The organism is Plantactinospora sonchi (assembly GCF_036422035.1).
GTDB lineage: Bacteria > Actinomycetota > Actinomycetes > Mycobacteriales > Micromonosporaceae > Plantactinospora > Plantactinospora sonchi.
Window position 1 is genome coordinate 239,630 of record NZ_JAZGQK010000012.1, and the last position, 18,632, is coordinate 258,261.

Below are 18,632 nucleotides of genomic sequence, written 5' to 3' on the forward strand. Positions count from 1 at the left end.
AGCCCTGTCGGGCCTCCGGTGCAGCCCCACGGCTTTCCCCGCCGGCCGGTCTCTAACCGGCGCCGCGGCCGGCCCGTCTCCCGCCGACCGGGCGACCGGCCGCCGGCCCCGGCGGCCGGTGGCTCAGGGCCGTAGCACCACCTTTCCGAGGTTCGCGCGGGCCTCGATGAGCTCGTGTGCCGTCGCCGCCTCGGTGAGCGGTATCTCCGCGTGTACGACCGCCCGCAGCCCGCCGTCCCGGTGCAGTTGCCAGAGGTGCTCGTGGTGCCGGTCGTACAGGTCCCGCCTGGTGTCGACGAACCGGGCCATGGTGAATCCGGTGATGCTCTTGGCACCGGCGAGCAGGTCGAACGCGGGCACCGTGCCGCCACCGGAGTTGAAGAAGAGCAACCGCCCGCCGGGGGCAACCGCCGCCAGCGCCCGGGGCAGCAGGTCGCCACCGACGCCGTCGAGTACCACGTCGACCGGATCGCCCCAGTCGGCGCTCCCGTACGTGACCACCTCGTCCGCGCCGAGGCCGCGCAGGAACTCCGCCTTGGCCGGGCTGCTCACCGCCGCCACCACCCGGCTGATCCCCTGGCGCTTGGCCAACTGGACCGCCAGGTGCCCGGCACCACTCGCCGCTCCGGTGATCAGTACGGACCCGGTGGCGGCCGGCCCGGCCGTGGCGAGCAGGGCGAGGGCGAGGTGCCCGCCCCGGACCAGCGCGACCGCCTGCACGTCGCTGGCATGGTCGGGGATCCGGCTGGCCAGCGCGGCGGGGGCCAGCACCAGATCGGCGTAGGAGCCGGTGAAGGTGAGCGAGGTGACGCGGTCGCCGACCGTGAAGCCGGTGACCCGGGTGCCCACCGCGACGACCTCTCCGGCGATCTCCCCTCCGAGGACTCCGGGCAGCGGTGGCCGGCCCTCGCCGCGGACCCGGCGCACCGCAGGCAGGGTCACCCCGATCGACCCGGTCCGGACCAGCAGGTCGTCCGGTCCGGGCTTGGGGACGGGCGCCTCCTCGAGGCGGAGGACCTCCGGTCCGCCGTAGGAATGGAAGCGGATCTGACGCATGAGATCGTTCCTGTTCGTCGGGGAGGTCCGAATCTTCGTTGGATCCGGGCCGATCGGTTGGGACATCCCAACGATAAGCCCATTTCCTTGGGATGTCCCAACCGTTTTCGGTAGAGTGCGGACCATGGCCGAGATCCCGTACGCCCCCGAGCGGATCCGTGTCCTGCCGAGCTGGCTGCTGGGCCGGGCGGCGGCCCGGGGGCACCGCCTGGTCGGCGAGGCGCTGGGGCGGGAGGGGATGCGGATGATGCACCACGCCGTCCTGGCCACGGTCGCCGAGCTGGGGCCGGTCTCCCAGGCCGACCTCGGGCGGGTCCTCCGGGTCGACCCGAAGGACATGGTCGCGATCATCGCCGAGCTGCACCGGGACGGGCTGGTGCGGCGTACTCCGGATCCCGCTGACCGACGCAAGAACGCGGTCTCCCTCACCGGAGCCGGCACGGAGCGACTGCGTCGTACCGCTCGACTCGGGGACGAGGCGAACGACCGGTTGACCGCCGCCCTGACCGCGGACGAGCGGGCGCAGCTGGTTGATCTGCTCACCCGGATCATCACGCCACCGGACGGCGGCGGCGACTGACGCCGTGCCGGTCGTACCCGTGCCGGTCCGGCCCCGGGTCGAGCGGGAGCCCGGTCGCCCGACGCACTGACAGATGTAGATCGGTTCTGTCGCCGGGCCGGTCGTCCGGCCTGCCGGGCGGGACCGTTCCCGCCGGTTCCGACATCCGGTCCGAGTCCGGACGAGACACCGGCCCGGCCGGGCAGCACATTCGGCGGGCAGTCGCGTACCGTTGCCCGACATGGGTGTGTCGCAACGGTTGAAGACCAGGGTCCGGCGTTTCCTCCAACGGCCGGGCACCACAGTTGATCTGGCGCCGCTGGAGAAGCTGCTGCCCACGATCGAGGCACGCGAGGAGGACCTCACCGAGCTCACTGACGAGGAGCTCACCGAGGCGGCCGGGCAGGCCGTGGACTTCGTGGAGATCTGTGCGGTCGGCCGGGAGGCCGCCCGGCGCGGCATCGACCAGCGGCCGTACGACGTCCAGCTGCTCGGCGCGATGTCCCTGCTGGCCGGCAAGGTCGCCGAGATGGCCACCGGTGAGGGCAAGACGCTGACCGCGACGATCGCCGCGTACGGGCACGTTCGGCGCGGCAACGGGCCGGTGCACGTGCTCACCGTCAACGACTACCTGGCCCGCCGGGACGCGGAGTGGATGGAGCCGATCTACCGGCTGCTCGGCCTGACCGTCGGCTGGGTGACCGAGGCCTCCACCCGTGCGGACCGCCAGGCCGCGTACGCCTGCGACGTCACCTACGTCTCGGTCAGCGAGGCCGGCTTCGACTTCCTCCGCGACCAGCTGGTCACCGACATCGACGACCGGGTGCAGCCGCCGCTGACCACCGCGATCGTCGACGAGGCCGACTCGATCCTGATCGACGAGGCCCGGGTGCCGATGGTGCTCGCCGGCGCGGTCTCCGGTGAGCAGGACCCGGTGCACACCGCCGCCGCCGTGGTGCGCGGGCTGCGCCCCGGCCGGCACTACGTGGTCGCCGACGACGGCCGCAGCGTCGCCTTCACCGACACCGGACTGGCCGAGATCGAGTCCCGGCTCGGCGGGATCGACCTCTACGACGACGAGCACGTCGAACAGCTCTCCGCGGTCAACGTCGCGCTGCACGCGCACGCCCTGCTGCACCGGGACGTCGACTACATCGTCCGCAACGACGGCGTCGAGCTGATCGACGAGATGCGTGGTCGGGTCGCGCAGCGCCGCCGCTGGCCGGACGGGCTGCAGGCGGCCGTCGAGGCGAAGGAGGGGCTGGACGCCACCGCCGAGGGCGAGATCCTCGGCAGCATCACCGTGCAGGCGTACGTCGCGCTCTACCGCACCGTCTGCGGGATGACCGCGACCGCGGTACTGGTCGGCGACCAGCTGCGGGAGTTCTTCAACCTCGAGGTCGCGGTGATCCCGTCGAACACCCCGTGCGTGCGGGTCGACGACCCGGACCGGATCTACGCGACCCGGGCGGAGAAGGAGGAGGCCCTGATCGAGGAGATCAGGGAGCAGCACGAGACCGGTCGCCCGGTGCTGATCGGCACCCTCGACGTACGGGAGTCGGAGCGGCTGGCGGCGGCGCTGCAGGAGGCCGGGGTGCCGTGCACGGTGCTGAACGCGAAGAACGACGCCGAGGAGGCCTCGATCATCGCCGAGGCCGGCGCGTACGGCGCGGTCACCGTCTCCACCCAGATGGCGGGTCGCGGTGTCGACATCCGGTTGGGCGGCAGCGACCAGGCCGACCGTGACCGGGTGGCCGAACTCGGCGGCCTCTTCGTGATCGGCAGCGGCCGGCACGACAGCCGCCGGGTCGACGACCAGCTCCGCGGCCGGGCCGGCCGACAGGGCGACCCGGGTCGGTCGGTCTTCTTCGTCAGCCTCGAGGACGAGCTGGTCATCCGGCACGCGGCGGACGCGATCCCGCCGTCGCCCCGGATGAACGCCGACGGTCTGGTCACCGACGAGCAGGTCGACTTCGCGGTCGAGCACGCCCAGCGGATCGCCGAGGGCGTCAACCACGAGATCCACCGCAACACCTGGCGGTACAGCGTGGTGATCGAGCAGCAGCGTAAGGCGCTCGCCGAGCGCCGGGAGCGACTGCTCACCACCGAGGTGGCGGCGGAGATGCTCACCGAGCGGTTCCCGGACCGGGCCAAGGAGATGGACGAGGAACTGCTCTCCCGGGTGGGTCGCTCGATCGCCCTCTACCACCTCGACCGGCTCTGGGCGCAGCACCTGGCCGAGCTCTCCGAGGTCCGGGAGGGCGTACACCTGCGGGCGTTGGGCCGGCTCGACCCGCTCGACGAGTTCCACCGGTCGGCGGTGCCGGCGTTCAACGCGCTCGTACCGGAGATCGAGACCCGGACGGTGGAGACCTTCGACGAGAGCGAGTTCGCCGAGGACTGGGAGCCGGACGAGTCGAAGCTGGTGCGGCCGAGCGCGACCTGGACCTACCTGGTCCACGACAACCCGTTCGGTTCCGAGCTCGACCGGCTGATCGCCGCCGTGGGCCGGCGCCTCAGCTCCGGTTCACGCTGACGGCACGGTAGACCCTGACGGGGTCGTCGTGGTTACCCCGGTACCCACGTCGACCCCGTCGCCATATTCGTTCTCTCCAGGTACGCGCGGTTTGTCCCCCTGCTTGTCGGGGTAGAAGCGCGGGTCGTACCGGCGCGGGGCCGGTGACGCACGGGAGAGGCGACCATGACACAGGCGAGGACACGAACCGGACGTACCGCGCGGGGCGCGGTGGCGGCGGAGGCTGCGGCGCGGTGTTGAGGTCGGGTACGGACGAGATCTCGGACGACGTTCCGGGTGTGCTGGAAACCGCCGCGTTGCTGCGTGAGGTGACCGCGGGGCTGATCGCCAGCGACGACTTCGACGCCGCGCTGGCCCGGCTGGCCAGGACCGCCCAGGACGCGATAGCCGAGGTCACCTGGTGCGGGGTCACCGTGCTCCGGTCCGGGGCGCCGGCCTCGGTCGCCGCCTCCGAGGCGCGGCTGCGCGCGCTGGACGACGTCCGGTACGGCACCGACGGGCCGGCGATGACCGCGATCCGACAGCGGGAGCTGGTCTGGTCGGCGGACCTGCGCGGCGAGACCCGCTGGCGACGCTGGACCGGGCAGGCGCTGGCGCTCGGCGTACGGGGGGTGCTGGCGGTGCCGGTGGACGTCGACGAGCACGTGATCGGCTCGATCAACCTGTACGCCCGCCAGCCGGACGCGCTGGGTGCGGCACAGCAACTCACCGCCATGCTGCTCGCCGAGCATGCCGGACTGCTGCTCGGTGCGGTACGGGACCGGGACCGGCAGGCCGAACTGGTCGGCGAGTTCGTCCGGAAACCGTCAGCCGGCCGGATCGTCGACCAGGCAATCGGGGTTATCATGACTCAACGTGGCTGTACCGCCACGGAAGCTCTGCAGGTGTTGCGTTCCGCGTCGGCGGCCCTGGCCATGCCGGTGCGGGATGTCGCCGAGCGGCTGGTCACCTCGGTGGCCCGCCCCCGGGACACCTGAGCACCCAGGCGCCGTCCGGTCCGAAGGTGTCGTTTGTGCACGGTCGCGTGGGGGTAGCACGGGCAAGGCCGGTCGAGGGGCGAGCCGGGGAGGGCCACGTCATGCAGAGCCGCCTGAGGGTGCACGGGCACCCGATCCAGCCGATGTTGGTGACCTTTCCGTTCGGCCTGTTCGTCTGCGCCACCGTCTTCGACCTGGCGGACCTCCTCGGTGGACCGGTGATCCTCGGGCTGGTCGGCTACTGGACCACGGTGGCGGCGCTGATCGCCGCCGGGCTCACCGCCATCGCCGGTCTGGTCGATCTGTGGGACGTGCCCGGCGACCGGACCCGGCGTACGGCGGTCACCTTCAACCTGGTGAACGCCGCGGTGGCGGTGCTCTTCGTCTTCGCCTGCCTGATCCGCTCCGGTGTGCCGGAGCACGGTGCGACCGGCGGCCTGCTCACCGTGGAACTGCTCGGGCTGGCGCTCGGGGCGGTGGGTGTCCGGCTGGGCAGCACCCTGGTCCGGCAGTTCGACCCGCCGACCGGGGAACCCGCCGGCTTCGACGCTTTCGGCCCGCCCGCCACCTCGGTCGCCGGTGGCTTCGGCCGCCGCCGGGCCGGCTGAACCCGATCCGCCTGGCGTCGCCGGGGCGGGGTCAGGAGTGCGCGTCGGCCCGGTGCGCGGCCAGTACGTCGTCACCGAAGTCGCTGTACGGCCGGCGCAGCACGGTGTGCGTGTGGTTGCCGTCGTCGCTGGTGTTGTCGTACTCGATCAACAGATCCTCGCCCTGGATCCGGTAGTAGTGCCGGCCGCCCGGACCGGGTGGGCCCTCCCAGGCGAAGTGGAGGTCGGCCCGGCCGATCCGGGCCGCCTCGGCGGCGGCCAGCTCCGGCGGTAACCGGTCCAGGTACAGGGCGACGAGCTGGTCCAGCAGTGCCCTCGACGTCGGGCCCAGTGTGCCGGCCCGCAGCCCGACCGGCTCGATCCGACCGGCGAGGCGTGGCCGGGTGGCACTGCGGATGTCGTGGGGCGCCTCGTCGGCGACGACCGCGTCGGCCCGTCCTTCCGGCCCGAGCGCGTCGAGCAGGGCGAAGGCCAGATCCTCCTCGGGGGCGAGCGGCCGGCTCACCGGGCGGCCGGCGTAGCTCACCCGGGCCGGGTTGGCGCCCAGGAAGACCGGGGCGGGGGAGACCCGGTCGCCGGAGACGGTCATGCTGACCGAGAGGTGATGCCCCTCGAAGCGCCACGACCAGGTGTCGTCCCGGGTCGGGTCGCCGAAGACGACGACCCGGTAGTCGTCGCTGTGCCGGCCCCGCCGCCAGTCCTCCTGCCGGTCGAGGACCTCCTCCAGCGCCATGATCGTGGCGGCCTGGGCGTACGCGTGCGGGCTCAGCGCGGTGGCGAGCAGGCGGTGGGCGGCCTTGCGCGCGGTCCGGTCGAGGTCGGCCAGGCACACGCCGGGCCGGGGGCGGGGTCGGTACTCGATCCACCGACGGCCCGCCTCGTCGGTGAACGGCCGGGTGGCCGACTCCCGGGCCGGACCGGGCAACGCGTCGAGCAGGGCGGCCGCCGCGGTCCGCATCCGTGCGGCGACCGGGGTGTCGGGCAGGCTCATCCGGGTGCCGTCATCCTTCCCGCCGCAGGACGGCGAGCATCTCGGGGAGGTTGAAGAAGGCCGCGGTGTCGATCGCGGAGGGATTGCCGTGCGCGGCGTCCGCACCCGCGTCGAGCAGCGCGGTCACCGCCCCGACCGACTGCCGGAAGGTCGCCGCGGCCAGCGCCGTCTGGCCCCGGTCGTTGGTCCGCGAATGGTCGGCTCCCCGGTCGAGCAGCGCGGCCACGGTCTCCGGGTGCGCGTGGTAGGCGGCCAGGATCAACAGGGTGTCGCCCTTGTTGTTGGTCAGGTTGACCGGTAGGCCGGCGTCCACCTGGCTGATGAGTTCCTCGGTCCGGCCGGCCCGCGCCAGGTCGAACATCCGGTGCGCGAAGGCCAGCGTCTCGTCGTCCAGTTCCTCGGCCACCTGACCAGCCTAGTTGTCACGCGCCGCGGGCCGACAGGGACGGGGTCGCGCGGAGCAGGGCGGCGGCCCGGGCCAGGTACCGGCGGTACAGGCGGACGGCGGGTGTCGGGGGACAGCTCGGGAGCCAGGGTTTGTCGCTGCCGACGAAGTGCAGCAGGGCCGGCGACGTCGGCGGTGGTCGCAGCCGGATGACGGAGACGATCCAGTCGCCGGTCTCCCGGTAGCGGTCGGTCTCGAAGGTGTTGAACTCGGCGCCGAGCGGTTGGGCGTTGTCGCGGTGCAGCACCGCGAGGTTCAGTGCGTCCTGGTCGTTGAAGTGGATGTGCCGACCGGCCCGGGACATGATCGCGGCCGCGTCGGAACGGAGCCGGGCCAGCAGCCGGGTGTGGCACCACATGACGCCAGCGTTGAAGTACGGCCGGCCTCGGAACGGCGGCCACCGCTCGGCCGCTCCGGGCAACGCGGGACCCTGCCCGACGGTGTGGTTGAAGAGGTCGCGGACCAGGCCGATCCGGGGTTCGGCGAGCCCGTTGAGCGGCGCGGTGATGTCACCCAGGACGAGGGTGTCGCTGTCCAGGTAGACGAGGTACGGCCGGTCGAGGAACCTCTGGTCGAAGTGGAACCGCAGGTACGTGGCGGCGGAGATGTACCCACCCTCGACCACCCGCCAGTGGGCGGCGGGGGTCTCCCGTCGTGCTTCGAAGGAGGCGAATCCGAGCCACCTGACGGCCGCCGCCAGGGCCGTCACGTCGGCCCGCGACAGGTCGGTGGTGATGACCCGGACCGCGATGGCCGCCCGGTCGTTGCCGGGGGTGGCCTCGGCCAGTGACACCAGCGTCACGAGTGACGGCAGCAGGTACCGCTGGTCGACGCAGAGCCCGACGGCGAGCATGTCAGTAGGGGAACCGGCGCAGCGCCAGCAGGGGGCGACCGCGACGGAGGGCCTCCCACGCGACCCCGGCGTCGAACGAGAGGTCCACCAGCACCCCCGACACGTGGCGGGCGAGGTGGGCCAGCCACCCCCCGGTACGCGGTGGGAACCCGTCGCGCCGTGCCGGGTCGGCGGCCCTGCCCAGGTCGCGGCGGGCCAGGTCGACGGCGAGGTACGCCAGCGGCGGCCCGAGGAGGACCAGTATTCCGATCAGGGGTGCCGGACCCGTGAACGGTAGGCAGGCCAACCCGGCGAGGACACCCAGGACGAACGGGTTGGCCCGCCACCGGCGCCGGGCGCGGTGGCGGGCGGTCAGGAAGACGTCGGCCCGCCCGTACATGAACTGCTTGTTCAGGATCTGGGGAAGTCGACCGGTGGCGTCGCGCCGGTGCAGGACGACCGCGCGCGGGCTGGCCGTCCAGCGGTAGCCGTGGTCGCAGAGGCGGGCGCCGAGGTCGACGTCCTCGCCGCCGACGGGGGTGAAGATGTCCTCGTCGAATCCGCCGAGGCGCAGGAAGACCGCGCGGAGGATCGACAGGTTGCTGGTCGGCCCCCAGACGACCGGCCCCTTCGGCGGGTCGGCGTCCGCCCGGCACCAGCGGCTGAAGTCGATCGGCTGCCAGGGCCGGGGTCCGTCGTCGAGGGCGACGGTCGCACCAACCACTCCGGCCACGTCCGGCGCGGCGGCCCGGAGCGCGTCGACATGGGCGGTGAGCAGATCGGCGGTCGCGAGGCAGTCGGAGTCGATGAACAACAGGAGGTCGAAGCGGGCTTCCCGGGCGGCGAGGTTGCGTTTCGCACCGGCCGGCCGGGGGCCGCGCAGGTGCCGGACGGCCAACTCGGCGCAGTGGCGGTCGAGTGCGTGGAACTCCTCGTCGGGTGAGTCGTCGACAACGATGATCTCGACCGGGACGGACAGCGTCCGCCGGGGCGCGGCCAGCGACGTGAGCAGGGCCGAGACGTAGCGGCCGCGACCCCGGTGGGTGGGAATGCAGATGGTCAGCCCCCGTACCTGTACCAAACGAACCTCCTCGGCCTCCGGTCGGTCGGACCCGGCCTGCGCACTACCTACCCTCCGGGCGGTGGCAGGTCGGCGGTCAGGTCGCCGACCCGGCTGGTGAGCCGCCGCGCCGCGTCGAGGTACGTACGGTAGAGCGTCACTGCGCGACACGGTGGACAGGTCCGCTGCCAGGGCTTGTCGGGCCCGACGAAGTGGAGTACGGCGGGGTCGGCCCGGTCGGGGTTGCCCGTCAGGTGGGCACCTCCTTCGAACCGCTCCAGTTCGAAGGTGTTCAGGGCGTCCCCGGCCGGCACGACCGCACCGGAGAACAGCGCCCACAGGTTCAGTGCGTCCTGGTCGTTGAAATGTATGTGCTGTTGCGCGCGGGCCATGATGGCGGCGATGTGCCCCCGCAGCCCGGGCAGGGTTCCGCTGGGGCACCACATGACGCCGGCGTTGTAGTACGGCCGGCCGGCGAACGACGGCCAGCGTTCCACCACCCCGGGCAGGGCCTGGCCCCGACCGACGGCGTGCACCAGCCTGTCGCGTACGAGGGCGATCTGGCCGGTGGCCAGCGAGTCGAACGGACCCGTGAGGTCGCCGAGCACGAGCAGGTCGGCGTCGAGGTAGACGAAGTACGGGCGGTCGACGAACCGACGGGTGAAGCCGAAACGCAGGTACGTCGCCGCCGAGATGTGACCGCAGCTCGCCAGGCGCCAGTTCGGGTCGGTGCGTTGCCAGCGCAGGTCGAAGGAGGCGAAGCCGAGGCGGTCGACGACGGCGGCCATGGTGGCTGCCCGGCTGCGGGCGAGGTCGGTGGTGAGGACGCGCACGCTGATGGACCTGACCTCGGCGGGTCCCCGGCTGTCGGCCAGGGAGGTCAGGGTGGCCAGCGCGGGCAGGAAATAGCTTTCGTCGATGCAGATGCCGACGGAGTACATCGACTCCTCCTCGCGCCCGGAGTCCTCATCCTACGGTCCTGTCTGGCCGGACGATCGAGGTGAACACGTGGAGTGGTCACGTGTACTGCTCGTGCCGGTTCGGTCGCAGGCTGCGGCGGCCGGCGCCGGTCCTGTCGGTGGGTCCGGTCGACGAGTTCCGATCATGGTCAATAATGTGAGCTAGATCACATCGACGGCAGGCTGGTCCAGGTAAGGTCTGGACATTCGTAAACCCCTTTCGAAGGGTGCCGCCAGATGTTCAAATTTCCCCCACAAGGGCCGCGGCGACTCCGGATCGTCGGGCTCGGCGCGCTCGCTCTCCTGGTGGCGAGCGCGGCCGTAGCCCCGGCGAGCAGCGCCAATCCGGCAGCGTCCACTGCGGAAAAGGCCACAGTGGACGTCGCCGCCCCACCCGGTGTGGACGAGATCGCCAGCAGTTCCAACCTGCGGCAGATCGCCAACATCCCCAAGCCGGGGCCGTTCAACACCACCGCCGCGCTCAACTCCGACCTGGCCTTCCAGGACCGGTACGTCTTCGCCGGCAACTACGACGGCTTTGTCATCTACGACGTCAAGAACCCCGCGCGTCCGTCCATCGTGTCCCAGGTGCTCTGCCCGGGCTCACAGAACGACATCACCGTCTACGGTGACCTGCTGTTCCTCTCCACCGACTCGCCGCGCAGCGACGACTCGTGCAGCAGCACGGGCGTGCCGAGCAGCCAGACGGTGTGGGAGGGCATCAAGATCTTCGACATCAAGAACAAGAAGGCGCCCCGGTACATCAAGTCGGTGGAGACCGCCTGCGGTTCGCACACCCACACCCTGGTGCCGGGTAAGGACCGCAAGTCGGTCTACCTCTACGTCTCGTCGTACGGGCCGTCGAGCACCTACGCCGGTTGCCCGACGCCGCACGACTCGATCTCGATCATCAAGGTCCCGGTGAAGAAGCCGACCGATGCCGCCGTGGTGGCCGTGCCGGACCTCTTCGCCGCGGACGGCGGCGGTAACCCGGGTGGCAACGGCAGCTCGACCACCAGCGGCTGCCACGACATCACCGTCTTCGCCAGCAAGGACCTGGCCGCCGGTGCCTGCATGGGCGACGGGATCCTGCTGGACATCCGCGACCGTGAGGCACCGCGGGTGATCAACCGGGTCCGGGACACGACCAACTTCGCGTTCTGGCACTCGGCCACCTTCAACAACGCCGGCACCAAGGTGGTCTTCACCGACGAGCTCGGCGGCGGCAGCGGCGCGACCTGCGTCGAGTCGGTGGAGCCGACCCGGGGCGCCAACGCGGTCTACGACATCACCGGTCGCGGTGACGGTCGCAAGCTGGTCTTCAAGAGCTACTTCAAGATCCCGCGGCTGAACACCTCGCTGGAGAACTGCGTCGCGCACAACGGCTCGCTGATCCCGGTGCTGGGTCGGGACATCATGGTCCAGGCGTGGTACCAGGGCGGGATCTCGGTGTGGGACTTCACCGACTCCGCCCGTCCGGTGGAGCTCGGCTACTGGGAGCGGGGCCCGCTCTCCGAGACCGAGCGGATCATCGGCGGATCGTGGTCGGCGTACTGGTACAACGGCCACATCTACTCCAACGACATCCAGAAGGGTCTGGACGTCCTGGAGGTGCGGGACTGGCGACTGTGGAGCGCGCAGTTGACCAAGTACAAGGAGTTCAACCCGCAGACCCAGCCCACCTACTGGGGCGGTCTGTAGGCACGACGGCACCACGGTACGGCCCGGTTCCCGCTTGCGGGGGCCGGGCCGTACCGCGTCCCGGGCCGGTCGCGACCGGTCGACCTGGGTCATCCAGGGGTGCTCCTCCCGGGAGGCGGAGTTCGCCGGCAGGCCGGCCGGGACCGGTACCCGCTCCCGTGGTAGCTTGCCCGACCGTTGAGGGGAGGGCGGTTGGACGAGGGCATCTACGTCGGCAACGCGGCCAAGGACGGCGCCGGCAACGGAGGCTGGTTGCTCGGTCACTTCATGCCGGCCGGCCTGGACGTGCGGCACAGCACCGACGTCGAGGTGAAGTGGGGAGTGCACCCGCCGGGCGACACCCGGGCGGAGTGGGTCACCGGCGAACGCCGTACCGCCCTGCTGGTGCTGGTCTCCGGTCGGTTCCGGATGGAGTTCCGGGGCCGTAGCGTCGTGCTCGCCGAGCCCGGCGACTACGTGGTCTGGGGACCGGGTGTCGACCACTCGTGGTACGCGCCGGAGGAGGCGGTGGTGCTCACCGTCCGGTGGCCCTCGGTGCCCGGTTACCGGGTGACCTCCGGGTGACCTCCGGGCTCGTCGTCCCACGCTGACCGGGGCCGGTTCCCGGACGGGTACGCCGGGAGACCGGCCCCGGCCAGCGCAGGCGGAGCCGGTCAGCCCAGGGCGCAGGTGACCGTCGGCGCCGGGTTGCTGCCGGTCCAGTTGCCGACGAAGCCGAACGTGGTCGACGCGCCGCCGGCCAGGGCCCCGTTCCAGCCCACGTTCCGGGCGGTGGCGAGGTTTCCGCTCTGGCTGAGTTCGGCGTTCCACGCCTGGCTGACCTGCTGGCCCGCGCCGAAGGTCAACTGGGCCGTCCAGGACCGGCTCGGCGAGGTGCCGTTGTTCCGGACGCTGACCTCACCCTGGAAGCCGCCCTGCCACTGGCCGATCGTCCGGTAGGTGGCCGCGCAGGCGCCATCGACCGGAGGGGTGCTGGGCGACGCCGTCGGTGACGTGGGAGGCCGGGTGGGCAGCGTGGGCGGGGTACCGGTCGGCGTGGTGGGCGGGACGGTCGGTGGCGGGGTCGGGATGACCCCGTCCAGTACGGCGGTCAGCGCCGGATACCACCGGTCGGACATCTTCTGGTCGCCGGCGGCGTTGGGGTGCACGCCGTCGTAGGTGTCACTGCCGGTGCTGAAGCCGGTCCACTGGTCGACCACCACGATCGGCGACTGCGCGGTGGTCTTTGACGACGCCCAGCCGCCGATCGCGTTGTTCAACGCCACCACCCGTTGGCCGCACTCGGCACAGCTGCTCGGCGCCATCGGGATGATCTTCGCGACCAGGATCCTCATGCCGGGGTTGCTGGCCCGCATCTGGTCCACCAGTTTGCCGTACGCCGCCAGGATGGTGGCCGGTGCCCGGTTGCTCCAGACGTCGTTGGTGCCGAAGTGCATCAGTACGACGTCCGGTCGGGTGGCGGAGAGCCAGGCCGGCAGCTGGTTCTGGTCGGCCACGGTGGTGACCAGGGCGCCGCCGTGCCCTTCGTTGTCGCCGTCGTACGGCTGGCCGCACCCCTGGGGGCCGAGGGTGCCGACGAAGTCGATGTTGGTGTATCCCGTGTTCTGCAGTCGGTTCCAGAGGATGGACCGCCAACAGCCGGGCGATCCGGTGATCGAGTCGCCGAGCGGCATGACGCGGACCGGGGCCGGGGCGGCCGGTAGCGCCGGTCCGGCGACGACGATCGTGCCGAGTGCGGCGACGAGCGCGGCCAGGACGGCGCCGAGCAGGGGCCTGCGGAGCATGGTGATCTCCTGTCACGGTGATGGGGTGGTACGTGACGGCCCGGTGCTCCCGGTGGATATTGAAGCAGGTAACTGTCGTGGAACTCAACCGGTCAAGTGTCCGCTCCGCTGGGCTGCCGGGCGGGGCCGTTACGCCCGCGGTGAACCGGTCTTGACGGTCCGCCGCCACCACCGAGAATGAGGTGATGACCGACGGCGGCGGCACGGTGCGACGACTGGACCTCGGCTATTTCGTCAGGCCGGCCGAGGAGGCGGGCCGGCCGCATCCCCGGGTCGAGCCGGTGTACGGCTACCTGGTCCGCCGGCCCGAAGGGTTGGTCCTCTTCGACACCGGGATCGGTGAGGTCGACCCGGGGACCGAGGCACACTACCGGCCACGGCGCCGTCCGTTGGCCGCCGCGTTGGCCGCCGCCGGGGTGCGTCCCGAGGACGTCTCGCTGGTCGTCAACTGCCACCTGCACTTCGACCACTGTGGCGGTAACCGGTCGCTGCCCGGGCGCCCGATCGTCGTCCAGCGGGCCGAGCTGGCCGCGGCCCAGGCTCCCGGGCACACCATCGCGGAACTTGTCGACTTTCCCGGTGCCCGCTACGAGGAACTCGACGGCGAGGCCGAACTCTGGCCCGGGGTGTGGGTGATCCCCACCGCCGGGCACACCGTCGGACACCAGTCCCTGGCCGTACGGCAGCCGGACGGCACGGTGGTCCTCGCCGGCCAGGCCCGGGACTTCGCCTCCGAGTACGCCTGGGACGTGCTGGCCCTGCGGGCGTCCCGGGACGGGGTCGCCGACCCGCTGCCGCCGGTGCCGGGATGGCTGGCCCGGCTGGTGGACCTCGATCCGGCCCGGGTGCTCTTCGCGCACGATGGCGCCGTCTGGGAGCCGTCGTAGGCGCGCCGGTGGGTCGCGGTGACGGGCTTCGCCCCCGGCCGGTTGGCGGCTTCCCTCGACCGGGCCTGCACGGGGGCGGCTCACCGCCCGGGTGTACCCGTCAGCCGCCGGTCGGGGCGGTCGCCCCGGGGCAGCCGCTGCCGGCGTAGCGGAAGAGGGAGTCGGAGATGTCGCTGCGGAGCGACTGGCGCCGGGTCAGCGTGTACGTGCTGACCACGGGTTCGGCGGCCAGCGGGTCCGGTCGGACCGGGCAGGCGTCGAGGCGGGTGAGCAGCCGCACCTGCTCGCCGCTCGGACCGGTGCCGTTGACGAAGGACAGGGTCAGCGCCGTGGTGCCGGTGTAGCGCGGTGGCGGGGCCGACTCGAGTGTGGGGCGGGTCAGGCAGGCCGGCGTGGTGTCGACGACGCGCGCCGTGATGACGGCGTGCCCGTCCGGGTCTTCGGTCGTCCGTACCGACCGGGGTTGCGGGGCGACCTCGATGCGCTGCCAGTCGTCCCAGAAGTTGCCGGTCGGGCCGGGCGTCGCCGCCGGTGGCGCGCTGCTCGGCAGGAGCACCTCGCACCGCCGCGCGTTGCGGTGCAGTTCCTGGAGGGCCGTGCTGTAGACGTTGTCGTGGTGCAGTGCGTCGAGGTACGGCGTGACGTCACTCGGGATCCGCGCGTCCAGCAACGTGAAGAGGCGGTCCAGATAGGCGTTCAGGAGTTCCGGTCCCGGGTCGACCTCGTCCGCCGGTATCGACAGCAGGTGACGCAGGCCGATCGGACACGTGCTGGCGAGGGACGGGGTGTTGGTGACGAGCGCGGCGGCCCGGACGGGATCGTTGCAGACCTCGGCGAACGCGGCCCGGTCCCGCGCGTCCTGCTCCGCGTCCAGCGACTCGGTGCGATGGTCGATGTACCAGGTCGCGACCGAGGCGAGCGCGATGAACGCGGCGCCGAGTACGGCACCTGTCGACCGCTTGCGGTGTCCGCCGGTTTCGGCGGGCTTCGAGCCGGTCTCCGCCGGCTCGGCGGGTTCGTGGTTGTCGTCTGTCCGTTCTGCCACGACAGGCACCTCCTGATCGTCCCGGCCTCACGGTAGCCAGCTACCACAAGATCGAGATTGGCTGACGCCCGTCGCTGGGGAGTGGGTTGTGGAAAACCCTACAAAGCAGATAGGTTTTATGGGCTATCATCGTGACCGGCCGTACCACCCGCTCCCGAGGACGTACCCATGATCTCCGGACCCTCCGATCCGCTTGCCGTCGCCCGCCGGTACGCCGCAGGCGCCAGCGGCCTGGCCGGTTGGCCGGTGCCGCTGCGGTTCGACCCGGCGCGGCGCTGGTACCACCGACTCGCCACCGCGACCGACCACGAGGTCTGGTTGCTCACCTGGCTGCCCGGGCAGCACACGGAACTGCACGACCACGGGGGATCGGCCGGGGCCTTCCTGGTCGCCGACGGCACCCTGACCGAGGAGACGGTGGTGGGTGGCCGGTTGCGCCCACGGGAACTCGGGCCGGGCACCGGGCGCCGGTTCGGTGCCCGCCACGTGCACCGGGTGGCGAACAACTCGGCGCGGCCCGCGGTCAGCGTGCACGTCTACCGCCCGGCACTGCGCCGGATGACCAGTTACCGGCTGGAGGCCGGTGTACTGCGGGTCGTCGAGGTGGCCGAGGCGGGAGTCGCCTGGTGAACACCGACGGCGCCGCGCGCCGGAGGTATCCGGCGGGTGTGGACGTGTCAGGGTCTGCGACATCGCCGGACAGGACGGGAAGGACCGTACGAGTGGAACTGACCAATCTCCGGGAGCCGACCGAGGGCTGTCGTGGCCCGGCGGCTCCGGTGGGTTCGCGGAGCATCGACGAGATCCTCGCCGCCGCGCGGCGACGGCTGCGTCGGCGGGAACCGGAGCAGGCGCATCTGGCCGCGCGCGCCGGCGCCGTCCTGGTGGACATCCGCCCCGCCGCCCAGCGGGCCGCCACCGGAGCCATTCCCGGCGCACTCATCGTCGAGCGGAACGTACTGGAATGGCGGTTCGACCCGCGCAGCTCCAGTCGGCTGCCCGTCGCGGACCGGTACGACCTGCCGGTCATCGTCTTCTGCCAGGAGGGCTACACGTCCTCGCTGGCCGCCGCAGCGCTGCAGGACCTCGGTCTGCACCGGGCCACCGACGTCGTCGGCGGCTTCGTCGCCTGGCGGGTGGCCGGTCTGCCCGCGTTCGGACCGGACGACCTCTTCGCCCAGCGCACCACCCTCGTGCCGGCCACCGCCCGGCGCGCCTTCACCTGACCCGTGCCACCGCGCGGGACGGACCGGGCAGTAGTCCACCGAGGAGCTTTCCATGTCGGTCATCGCCATCCACCCGCGCACTCCCTCCCCGGGAGGACCGGGCCGTAACACGACCCGTCGACGGCCGGTGCCGTCCAACGTCCCCACCCTCCGGCTCACCCTGGAGCTCCCGCTGGCCGGCGAGCGGCTGCCGGCCCAACTCGCACTCCTGCTCGAACTGGCCCGCGACCTGGCGGACCAGGGGGACGGCACCCTCGCGGTGACCGGCGTGGCCGATCCGTCTCCGGTCGCTGAGCTGCTTCCGGTCCGTACCGCCGGTGCGGACCGGGCGGCTGGTTCCGACGGCGGCGGCTCCACCGGAGGCGTGACTGACGCTGGTGGCCGGTCGATGGTCGGCGCCGACGAGACCGACCGGCGCGCTGTCGGCGCCACCGGCGTCGGTGGCGCCATCGGCCATGAACCCGTACGGCTCCTCACCGGACCACGGGTGGTGCTCCGTGACGGGCTCGCCCTGCCGTTGACCCGGCTCGAGTTCGACCTCCTGCTCTTCCTCGCCCGGCACCCCCGCCGGGTCTTCACCCGGACGCAACTGCTGGCCGGCGTCTGGGGCTACCAGCACGCGGTGGCCCGTACCGTGGACGTGCACGTCCGGCGGTTGCGGGCCAAGGTGGGTGACGGGGTGCCACTGGTGACCACGGTGCACGGGGTGGGCTACCGGCTCGCCGACGACGCCCGGGTCCGGGTCGAGGATCTGGAGTGAACTGTCGGTCGGGGACGGACGGCTGAGCCGACGACGGTCGGAACCGGCCCGGGCGGCATGCCGCGGACCGGCCCGGGCGACCGCCGACGCCAGTCAGCCCAGCCAGGCGGCGATCACGACGAGCGAGACGGCGGCGGCGACGGTGGAGAGCACCACCGCGTCCCGGGCCAGTGACCGGGCCTGCCGGTAGTGGGTGGCGAAGACGAAGACGTTCTGTGCGGTCGGCAGTGCCGAGGTCACCACGGCGGCCAGCAGGGCCGGCCCGGTCAGGTGCAGGACGAACCGCGCCAGCAGGTACGCCAGGGCCGGCTGCACCAGCACCTTGAGGACGACCGCGACGTACCGCTGTCCGGCGTCGGGGGCGTTGGCCAGCGGGCGGCTGCCCGGCAGGGACATGCCGAGTGCGAGCAGCGCCAACGGCACCGCGGCCGAACCGACCAGTTCGAACGGGCGGAGCACCTCGGCCGGCGGCGTCCAGCCGGAGACGGCGACGGCCAGCCCGGCCGCGCAACCCAGCATGATCGGGTTCCGGGCCGGCAACAGGACCAGCCGACGCGGCGAGGGTCGACGGTTGGCCGCGGTGAGGTCCAGTACGGCCAGCGCGAGCGGCGCCGCGATCAGCACCTGGAAGATCAGGACCGGGGCGACGAAGGAGACGTCGCCCAGCACGTACGCCGCGACCGGGATGCCCAGGTTGGCGGCGTTGACGTACGAGGCGCACAGTGCCCCGACGACCGCCTCCCCGGTGCTGCGGTGCCAGAGGTGGCGGGCGATCAGCAGATAGGCCGCCGCCACGATCAGAGTGCTCAGCACGAACGCGGCCAGTGCGGGGGTGACCATGCCGGCCACTGTGGAACGGGCGAGCGTGCTGAACAGCAGCGCCGGGGTGGCGATAAGGAAAACGAGGCGGGCGATCACCGCGGTGCCCTCGGGGCCGAGCAGGGTGTACCGACCGACGAGGTAGCCGACCAGGGTGACCGCCCAGATCACCGCGAATCCCGTCAGCACCTCCCGCATGCCGACCATCCTGCCGGGTGCGTCGTGATCGACAAGATCTGGTACTAAGAGCAAGCAAGTGATTCCGTTGAGTTTGTCGATTGTCACAGTCACGCAACGCCGTGTCCCCTTGACCCTCGCCCTGGTGCCCGGAAGCATCGACCAGGCGGCGTTTCGGGCCGCGGGGGGAAACATCCGGAGCAGCCAAGG

19 protein-coding genes are annotated in these 18,632 nt (G+C 71.9%); 10 read left to right on the plus strand and 9 right to left on the minus strand.

Annotation, left to right across the window (positions count from 1 at the left end; translation table 11 throughout):
• Nucleotides 1-123 precede the first annotated feature (123 nt).
• On the minus strand, nucleotides 124-1,056 hold the full coding sequence (locus tag V1633_RS15230; protein WP_331214959.1) for a quinone oxidoreductase family protein: 933 nt from the start codon (nucleotides 1,054-1,056) through the stop codon (nucleotides 124-126).
• 124 nt (nucleotides 1,057-1,180) lie between these two features.
• On the opposite strand from V1633_RS15230, the gene V1633_RS15235 reads away from it, so the two are divergent.
• The 4 genes from V1633_RS15235 to V1633_RS15250 all read left to right on the plus strand — a co-directional run bounded on the left by V1633_RS15235 (nucleotide 1,181) and on the right by V1633_RS15250 (nucleotide 5,736).
• Nucleotides 1,181-1,636, plus strand: coding sequence for a MarR family winged helix-turn-helix transcriptional regulator (locus V1633_RS15235; protein WP_331214960.1), 456 nt, complete (start codon nucleotides 1,181-1,183; stop codon nucleotides 1,634-1,636).
• A gap of 220 nt (nucleotides 1,637-1,856) precedes the next feature.
• Nucleotides 1,857-4,151 carry an accessory Sec system translocase SecA2 gene (gene secA2 / locus V1633_RS15240; protein ID WP_331214961.1) on the plus strand — a complete coding sequence of 765 codons (2,295 nt, stop codon included), beginning with the start codon at nucleotides 1,857-1,859 and terminating at the stop codon, nucleotides 4,149-4,151.
• A 236-nt stretch (nucleotides 4,152-4,387) separates the two neighbouring features.
• Nucleotides 4,388-5,128 carry a GAF and ANTAR domain-containing protein gene (locus V1633_RS15245; protein WP_331215202.1) on the plus strand — a complete coding sequence of 247 codons (741 nt, stop codon included), beginning with the start codon at nucleotides 4,388-4,390 and terminating at the stop codon, nucleotides 5,126-5,128.
• A 101-nt stretch (nucleotides 5,129-5,229) separates the two neighbouring features.
• Entirely contained in the window at nucleotides 5,230-5,736 is a 507-nt protein-coding gene (locus V1633_RS15250) for a DUF2231 domain-containing protein (protein ID WP_331214962.1), read from the plus strand.
• 31 nt (nucleotides 5,737-5,767) lie between these two features.
• On the opposite strand, the gene V1633_RS15255 is transcribed toward V1633_RS15250, so the two are convergent.
• The 5 genes from V1633_RS15255 to V1633_RS15275 are packed head-to-tail and all read right to left on the minus strand — an operon-like array spanning nucleotide 5,768 to nucleotide 10,005.
• Complete coding sequence (locus V1633_RS15255) at nucleotides 5,768-6,727, minus strand: DUF3500 domain-containing protein (protein ID WP_331214963.1); 960 nt, start codon at nucleotides 6,725-6,727, stop codon at nucleotides 5,768-5,770.
• Nucleotides 6,728-6,737: 10 nt separating this feature from the next.
• Nucleotides 6,738-7,133 (minus strand): ankyrin repeat domain-containing protein, encoded by a 396-nt coding sequence (locus V1633_RS15260; RefSeq protein ID WP_331214964.1) that lies wholly within the window; start codon nucleotides 7,131-7,133, stop codon nucleotides 6,738-6,740.
• 16 nt (nucleotides 7,134-7,149) lie between these two features.
• Nucleotides 7,150-8,025, minus strand: a complete 876-nt coding sequence (locus tag V1633_RS15265; RefSeq protein WP_331214965.1) for a glycosyltransferase family 8 protein — start codon at nucleotides 8,023-8,025, stop codon at nucleotides 7,150-7,152.
• 1 nt (nucleotide 8,026) lies between these two features.
• Nucleotides 8,027-9,085 carry a glycosyltransferase family 2 protein gene (locus V1633_RS15270; RefSeq protein ID WP_331214966.1) on the minus strand — a complete coding sequence of 353 codons (1,059 nt, stop codon included), beginning with the start codon at nucleotides 9,083-9,085 and terminating at the stop codon, nucleotides 8,027-8,029.
• A 47-nt stretch (nucleotides 9,086-9,132) separates the two neighbouring features.
• The gene (locus V1633_RS15275; protein WP_331214967.1) at nucleotides 9,133-10,005 is read right to left on the minus strand and encodes a glycosyltransferase family 8 protein; all 873 of its coding nucleotides are present in this window, start codon (nucleotides 10,003-10,005) and stop codon (nucleotides 9,133-9,135) included.
• Nucleotides 10,006-10,260: 255 nt separating this feature from the next.
• Between V1633_RS15275 and V1633_RS15280 the strand changes: the two genes are divergently transcribed.
• Both V1633_RS15280 and V1633_RS15285 read left to right on the plus strand, forming a co-directional pair.
• Nucleotides 10,261-11,724, plus strand: coding sequence for an LVIVD repeat-containing protein (locus V1633_RS15280; RefSeq protein WP_331214968.1), 1,464 nt, complete (start codon nucleotides 10,261-10,263; stop codon nucleotides 11,722-11,724).
• A 192-nt stretch (nucleotides 11,725-11,916) separates the two neighbouring features.
• The gene (locus V1633_RS15285; protein ID WP_331214969.1) at nucleotides 11,917-12,288 is read left to right on the plus strand and encodes a cupin domain-containing protein; all 372 of its coding nucleotides are present in this window, start codon (nucleotides 11,917-11,919) and stop codon (nucleotides 12,286-12,288) included.
• A gap of 89 nt (nucleotides 12,289-12,377) precedes the next feature.
• On the opposite strand, the gene V1633_RS15290 is transcribed toward V1633_RS15285, so the two are convergent.
• Nucleotides 12,378-13,508, minus strand: a complete 1,131-nt coding sequence (locus V1633_RS15290) for a cellulose binding domain-containing protein (RefSeq protein WP_331214970.1) — start codon at nucleotides 13,506-13,508, stop codon at nucleotides 12,378-12,380.
• Nucleotides 13,509-13,693: 185 nt separating this feature from the next.
• Here V1633_RS15290 and V1633_RS15295 point away from each other — a divergent pair, with 185 nt between their 5' ends.
• A complete protein-coding gene (locus V1633_RS15295; RefSeq protein WP_331214971.1) occupies nucleotides 13,694-14,395 on the plus strand; it encodes an N-acyl homoserine lactonase family protein in 702 nt (233 codons plus the stop codon).
• A 100-nt stretch (nucleotides 14,396-14,495) separates the two neighbouring features.
• On the opposite strand, the gene V1633_RS15300 is transcribed toward V1633_RS15295, so the two are convergent.
• Nucleotides 14,496-15,440 carry a hypothetical protein gene (locus V1633_RS15300; RefSeq protein ID WP_331214972.1) on the minus strand — a complete coding sequence of 315 codons (945 nt, stop codon included), beginning with the start codon at nucleotides 15,438-15,440 and terminating at the stop codon, nucleotides 14,496-14,498.
• Nucleotides 15,441-15,608: 168 nt separating this feature from the next.
• Between V1633_RS15300 and V1633_RS15305 the strand changes: the two genes are divergently transcribed.
• The 3 genes from V1633_RS15305 to V1633_RS15315 all read left to right on the plus strand — a co-directional run bounded on the left by V1633_RS15305 (nucleotide 15,609) and on the right by V1633_RS15315 (nucleotide 17,426).
• Nucleotides 15,609-16,070 carry a cysteine dioxygenase gene (locus V1633_RS15305; protein ID WP_331214973.1) on the plus strand — a complete coding sequence of 154 codons (462 nt, stop codon included), beginning with the start codon at nucleotides 15,609-15,611 and terminating at the stop codon, nucleotides 16,068-16,070.
• A 92-nt stretch (nucleotides 16,071-16,162) separates the two neighbouring features.
• Entirely contained in the window at nucleotides 16,163-16,666 is a 504-nt protein-coding gene (locus tag V1633_RS15310) for a rhodanese-like domain-containing protein (protein ID WP_407952018.1), read from the plus strand.
• Nucleotides 16,667-16,718: 52 nt separating this feature from the next.
• The gene (locus V1633_RS15315) at nucleotides 16,719-17,426 is read left to right on the plus strand and encodes a winged helix-turn-helix domain-containing protein (protein WP_331214974.1); all 708 of its coding nucleotides are present in this window, start codon (nucleotides 16,719-16,721) and stop codon (nucleotides 17,424-17,426) included.
• 93 nt (nucleotides 17,427-17,519) lie between these two features.
• Here V1633_RS15315 and V1633_RS15320 read toward each other — a convergent pair whose 3' ends face one another.
• Nucleotides 17,520-18,443 (minus strand): AEC family transporter, encoded by a 924-nt coding sequence (locus V1633_RS15320; RefSeq protein WP_331214975.1) that lies wholly within the window; start codon nucleotides 18,441-18,443, stop codon nucleotides 17,520-17,522.
• Between the last annotated feature and the right edge of the window lie 189 nt (nucleotides 18,444-18,632).

Coding starts and splice junctions, on each gene's coding strand:
- V1633_RS15275 (WP_331214967.1), bottom strand. CDS start 10,005: ATGTACTCCGTCGGCATCTGCATCGACGAAAGCTATTTCCTGCCCGCG.
- V1633_RS15230 (WP_331214959.1), bottom strand. CDS start 1,056: ATGCGTCAGATCCGCTTCCATTCCTACGGCGGACCGGAGGTCCTCCGC.
- V1633_RS15255 (WP_331214963.1), bottom strand. CDS start 6,727: ATGAGCCTGCCCGACACCCCGGTCGCCGCACGGATGCGGACCGCGGCG.
- secA2 (WP_331214961.1), top strand. CDS start 1,857: ATGGGTGTGTCGCAACGGTTGAAGACCAGGGTCCGGCGTTTCCTCCAA.
- V1633_RS15265 (WP_331214965.1), bottom strand. CDS start 8,025: ATGCTCGCCGTCGGGCTCTGCGTCGACCAGCGGTACCTGCTGCCGTCA.
- V1633_RS15235 (WP_331214960.1), top strand. CDS start 1,181: ATGGCCGAGATCCCGTACGCCCCCGAGCGGATCCGTGTCCTGCCGAGC.
- V1633_RS15250 (WP_331214962.1), top strand. CDS start 5,230: ATGCAGAGCCGCCTGAGGGTGCACGGGCACCCGATCCAGCCGATGTTG.
- V1633_RS15320 (WP_331214975.1), bottom strand. CDS start 18,443: ATGCGGGAGGTGCTGACGGGATTCGCGGTGATCTGGGCGGTCACCCTG.
- V1633_RS15280 (WP_331214968.1), top strand. CDS start 10,261: ATGTTCAAATTTCCCCCACAAGGGCCGCGGCGACTCCGGATCGTCGGG.
- V1633_RS15290 (WP_331214970.1), bottom strand. CDS start 13,508: ATGCTCCGCAGGCCCCTGCTCGGCGCCGTCCTGGCCGCGCTCGTCGCC.
- V1633_RS15315 (WP_331214974.1), top strand. CDS start 16,719: ATGTCGGTCATCGCCATCCACCCGCGCACTCCCTCCCCGGGAGGACCG.
- V1633_RS15305 (WP_331214973.1), top strand. CDS start 15,609: ATGATCTCCGGACCCTCCGATCCGCTTGCCGTCGCCCGCCGGTACGCC.
- V1633_RS15295 (WP_331214971.1), top strand. CDS start 13,694: ATGACCGACGGCGGCGGCACGGTGCGACGACTGGACCTCGGCTATTTC.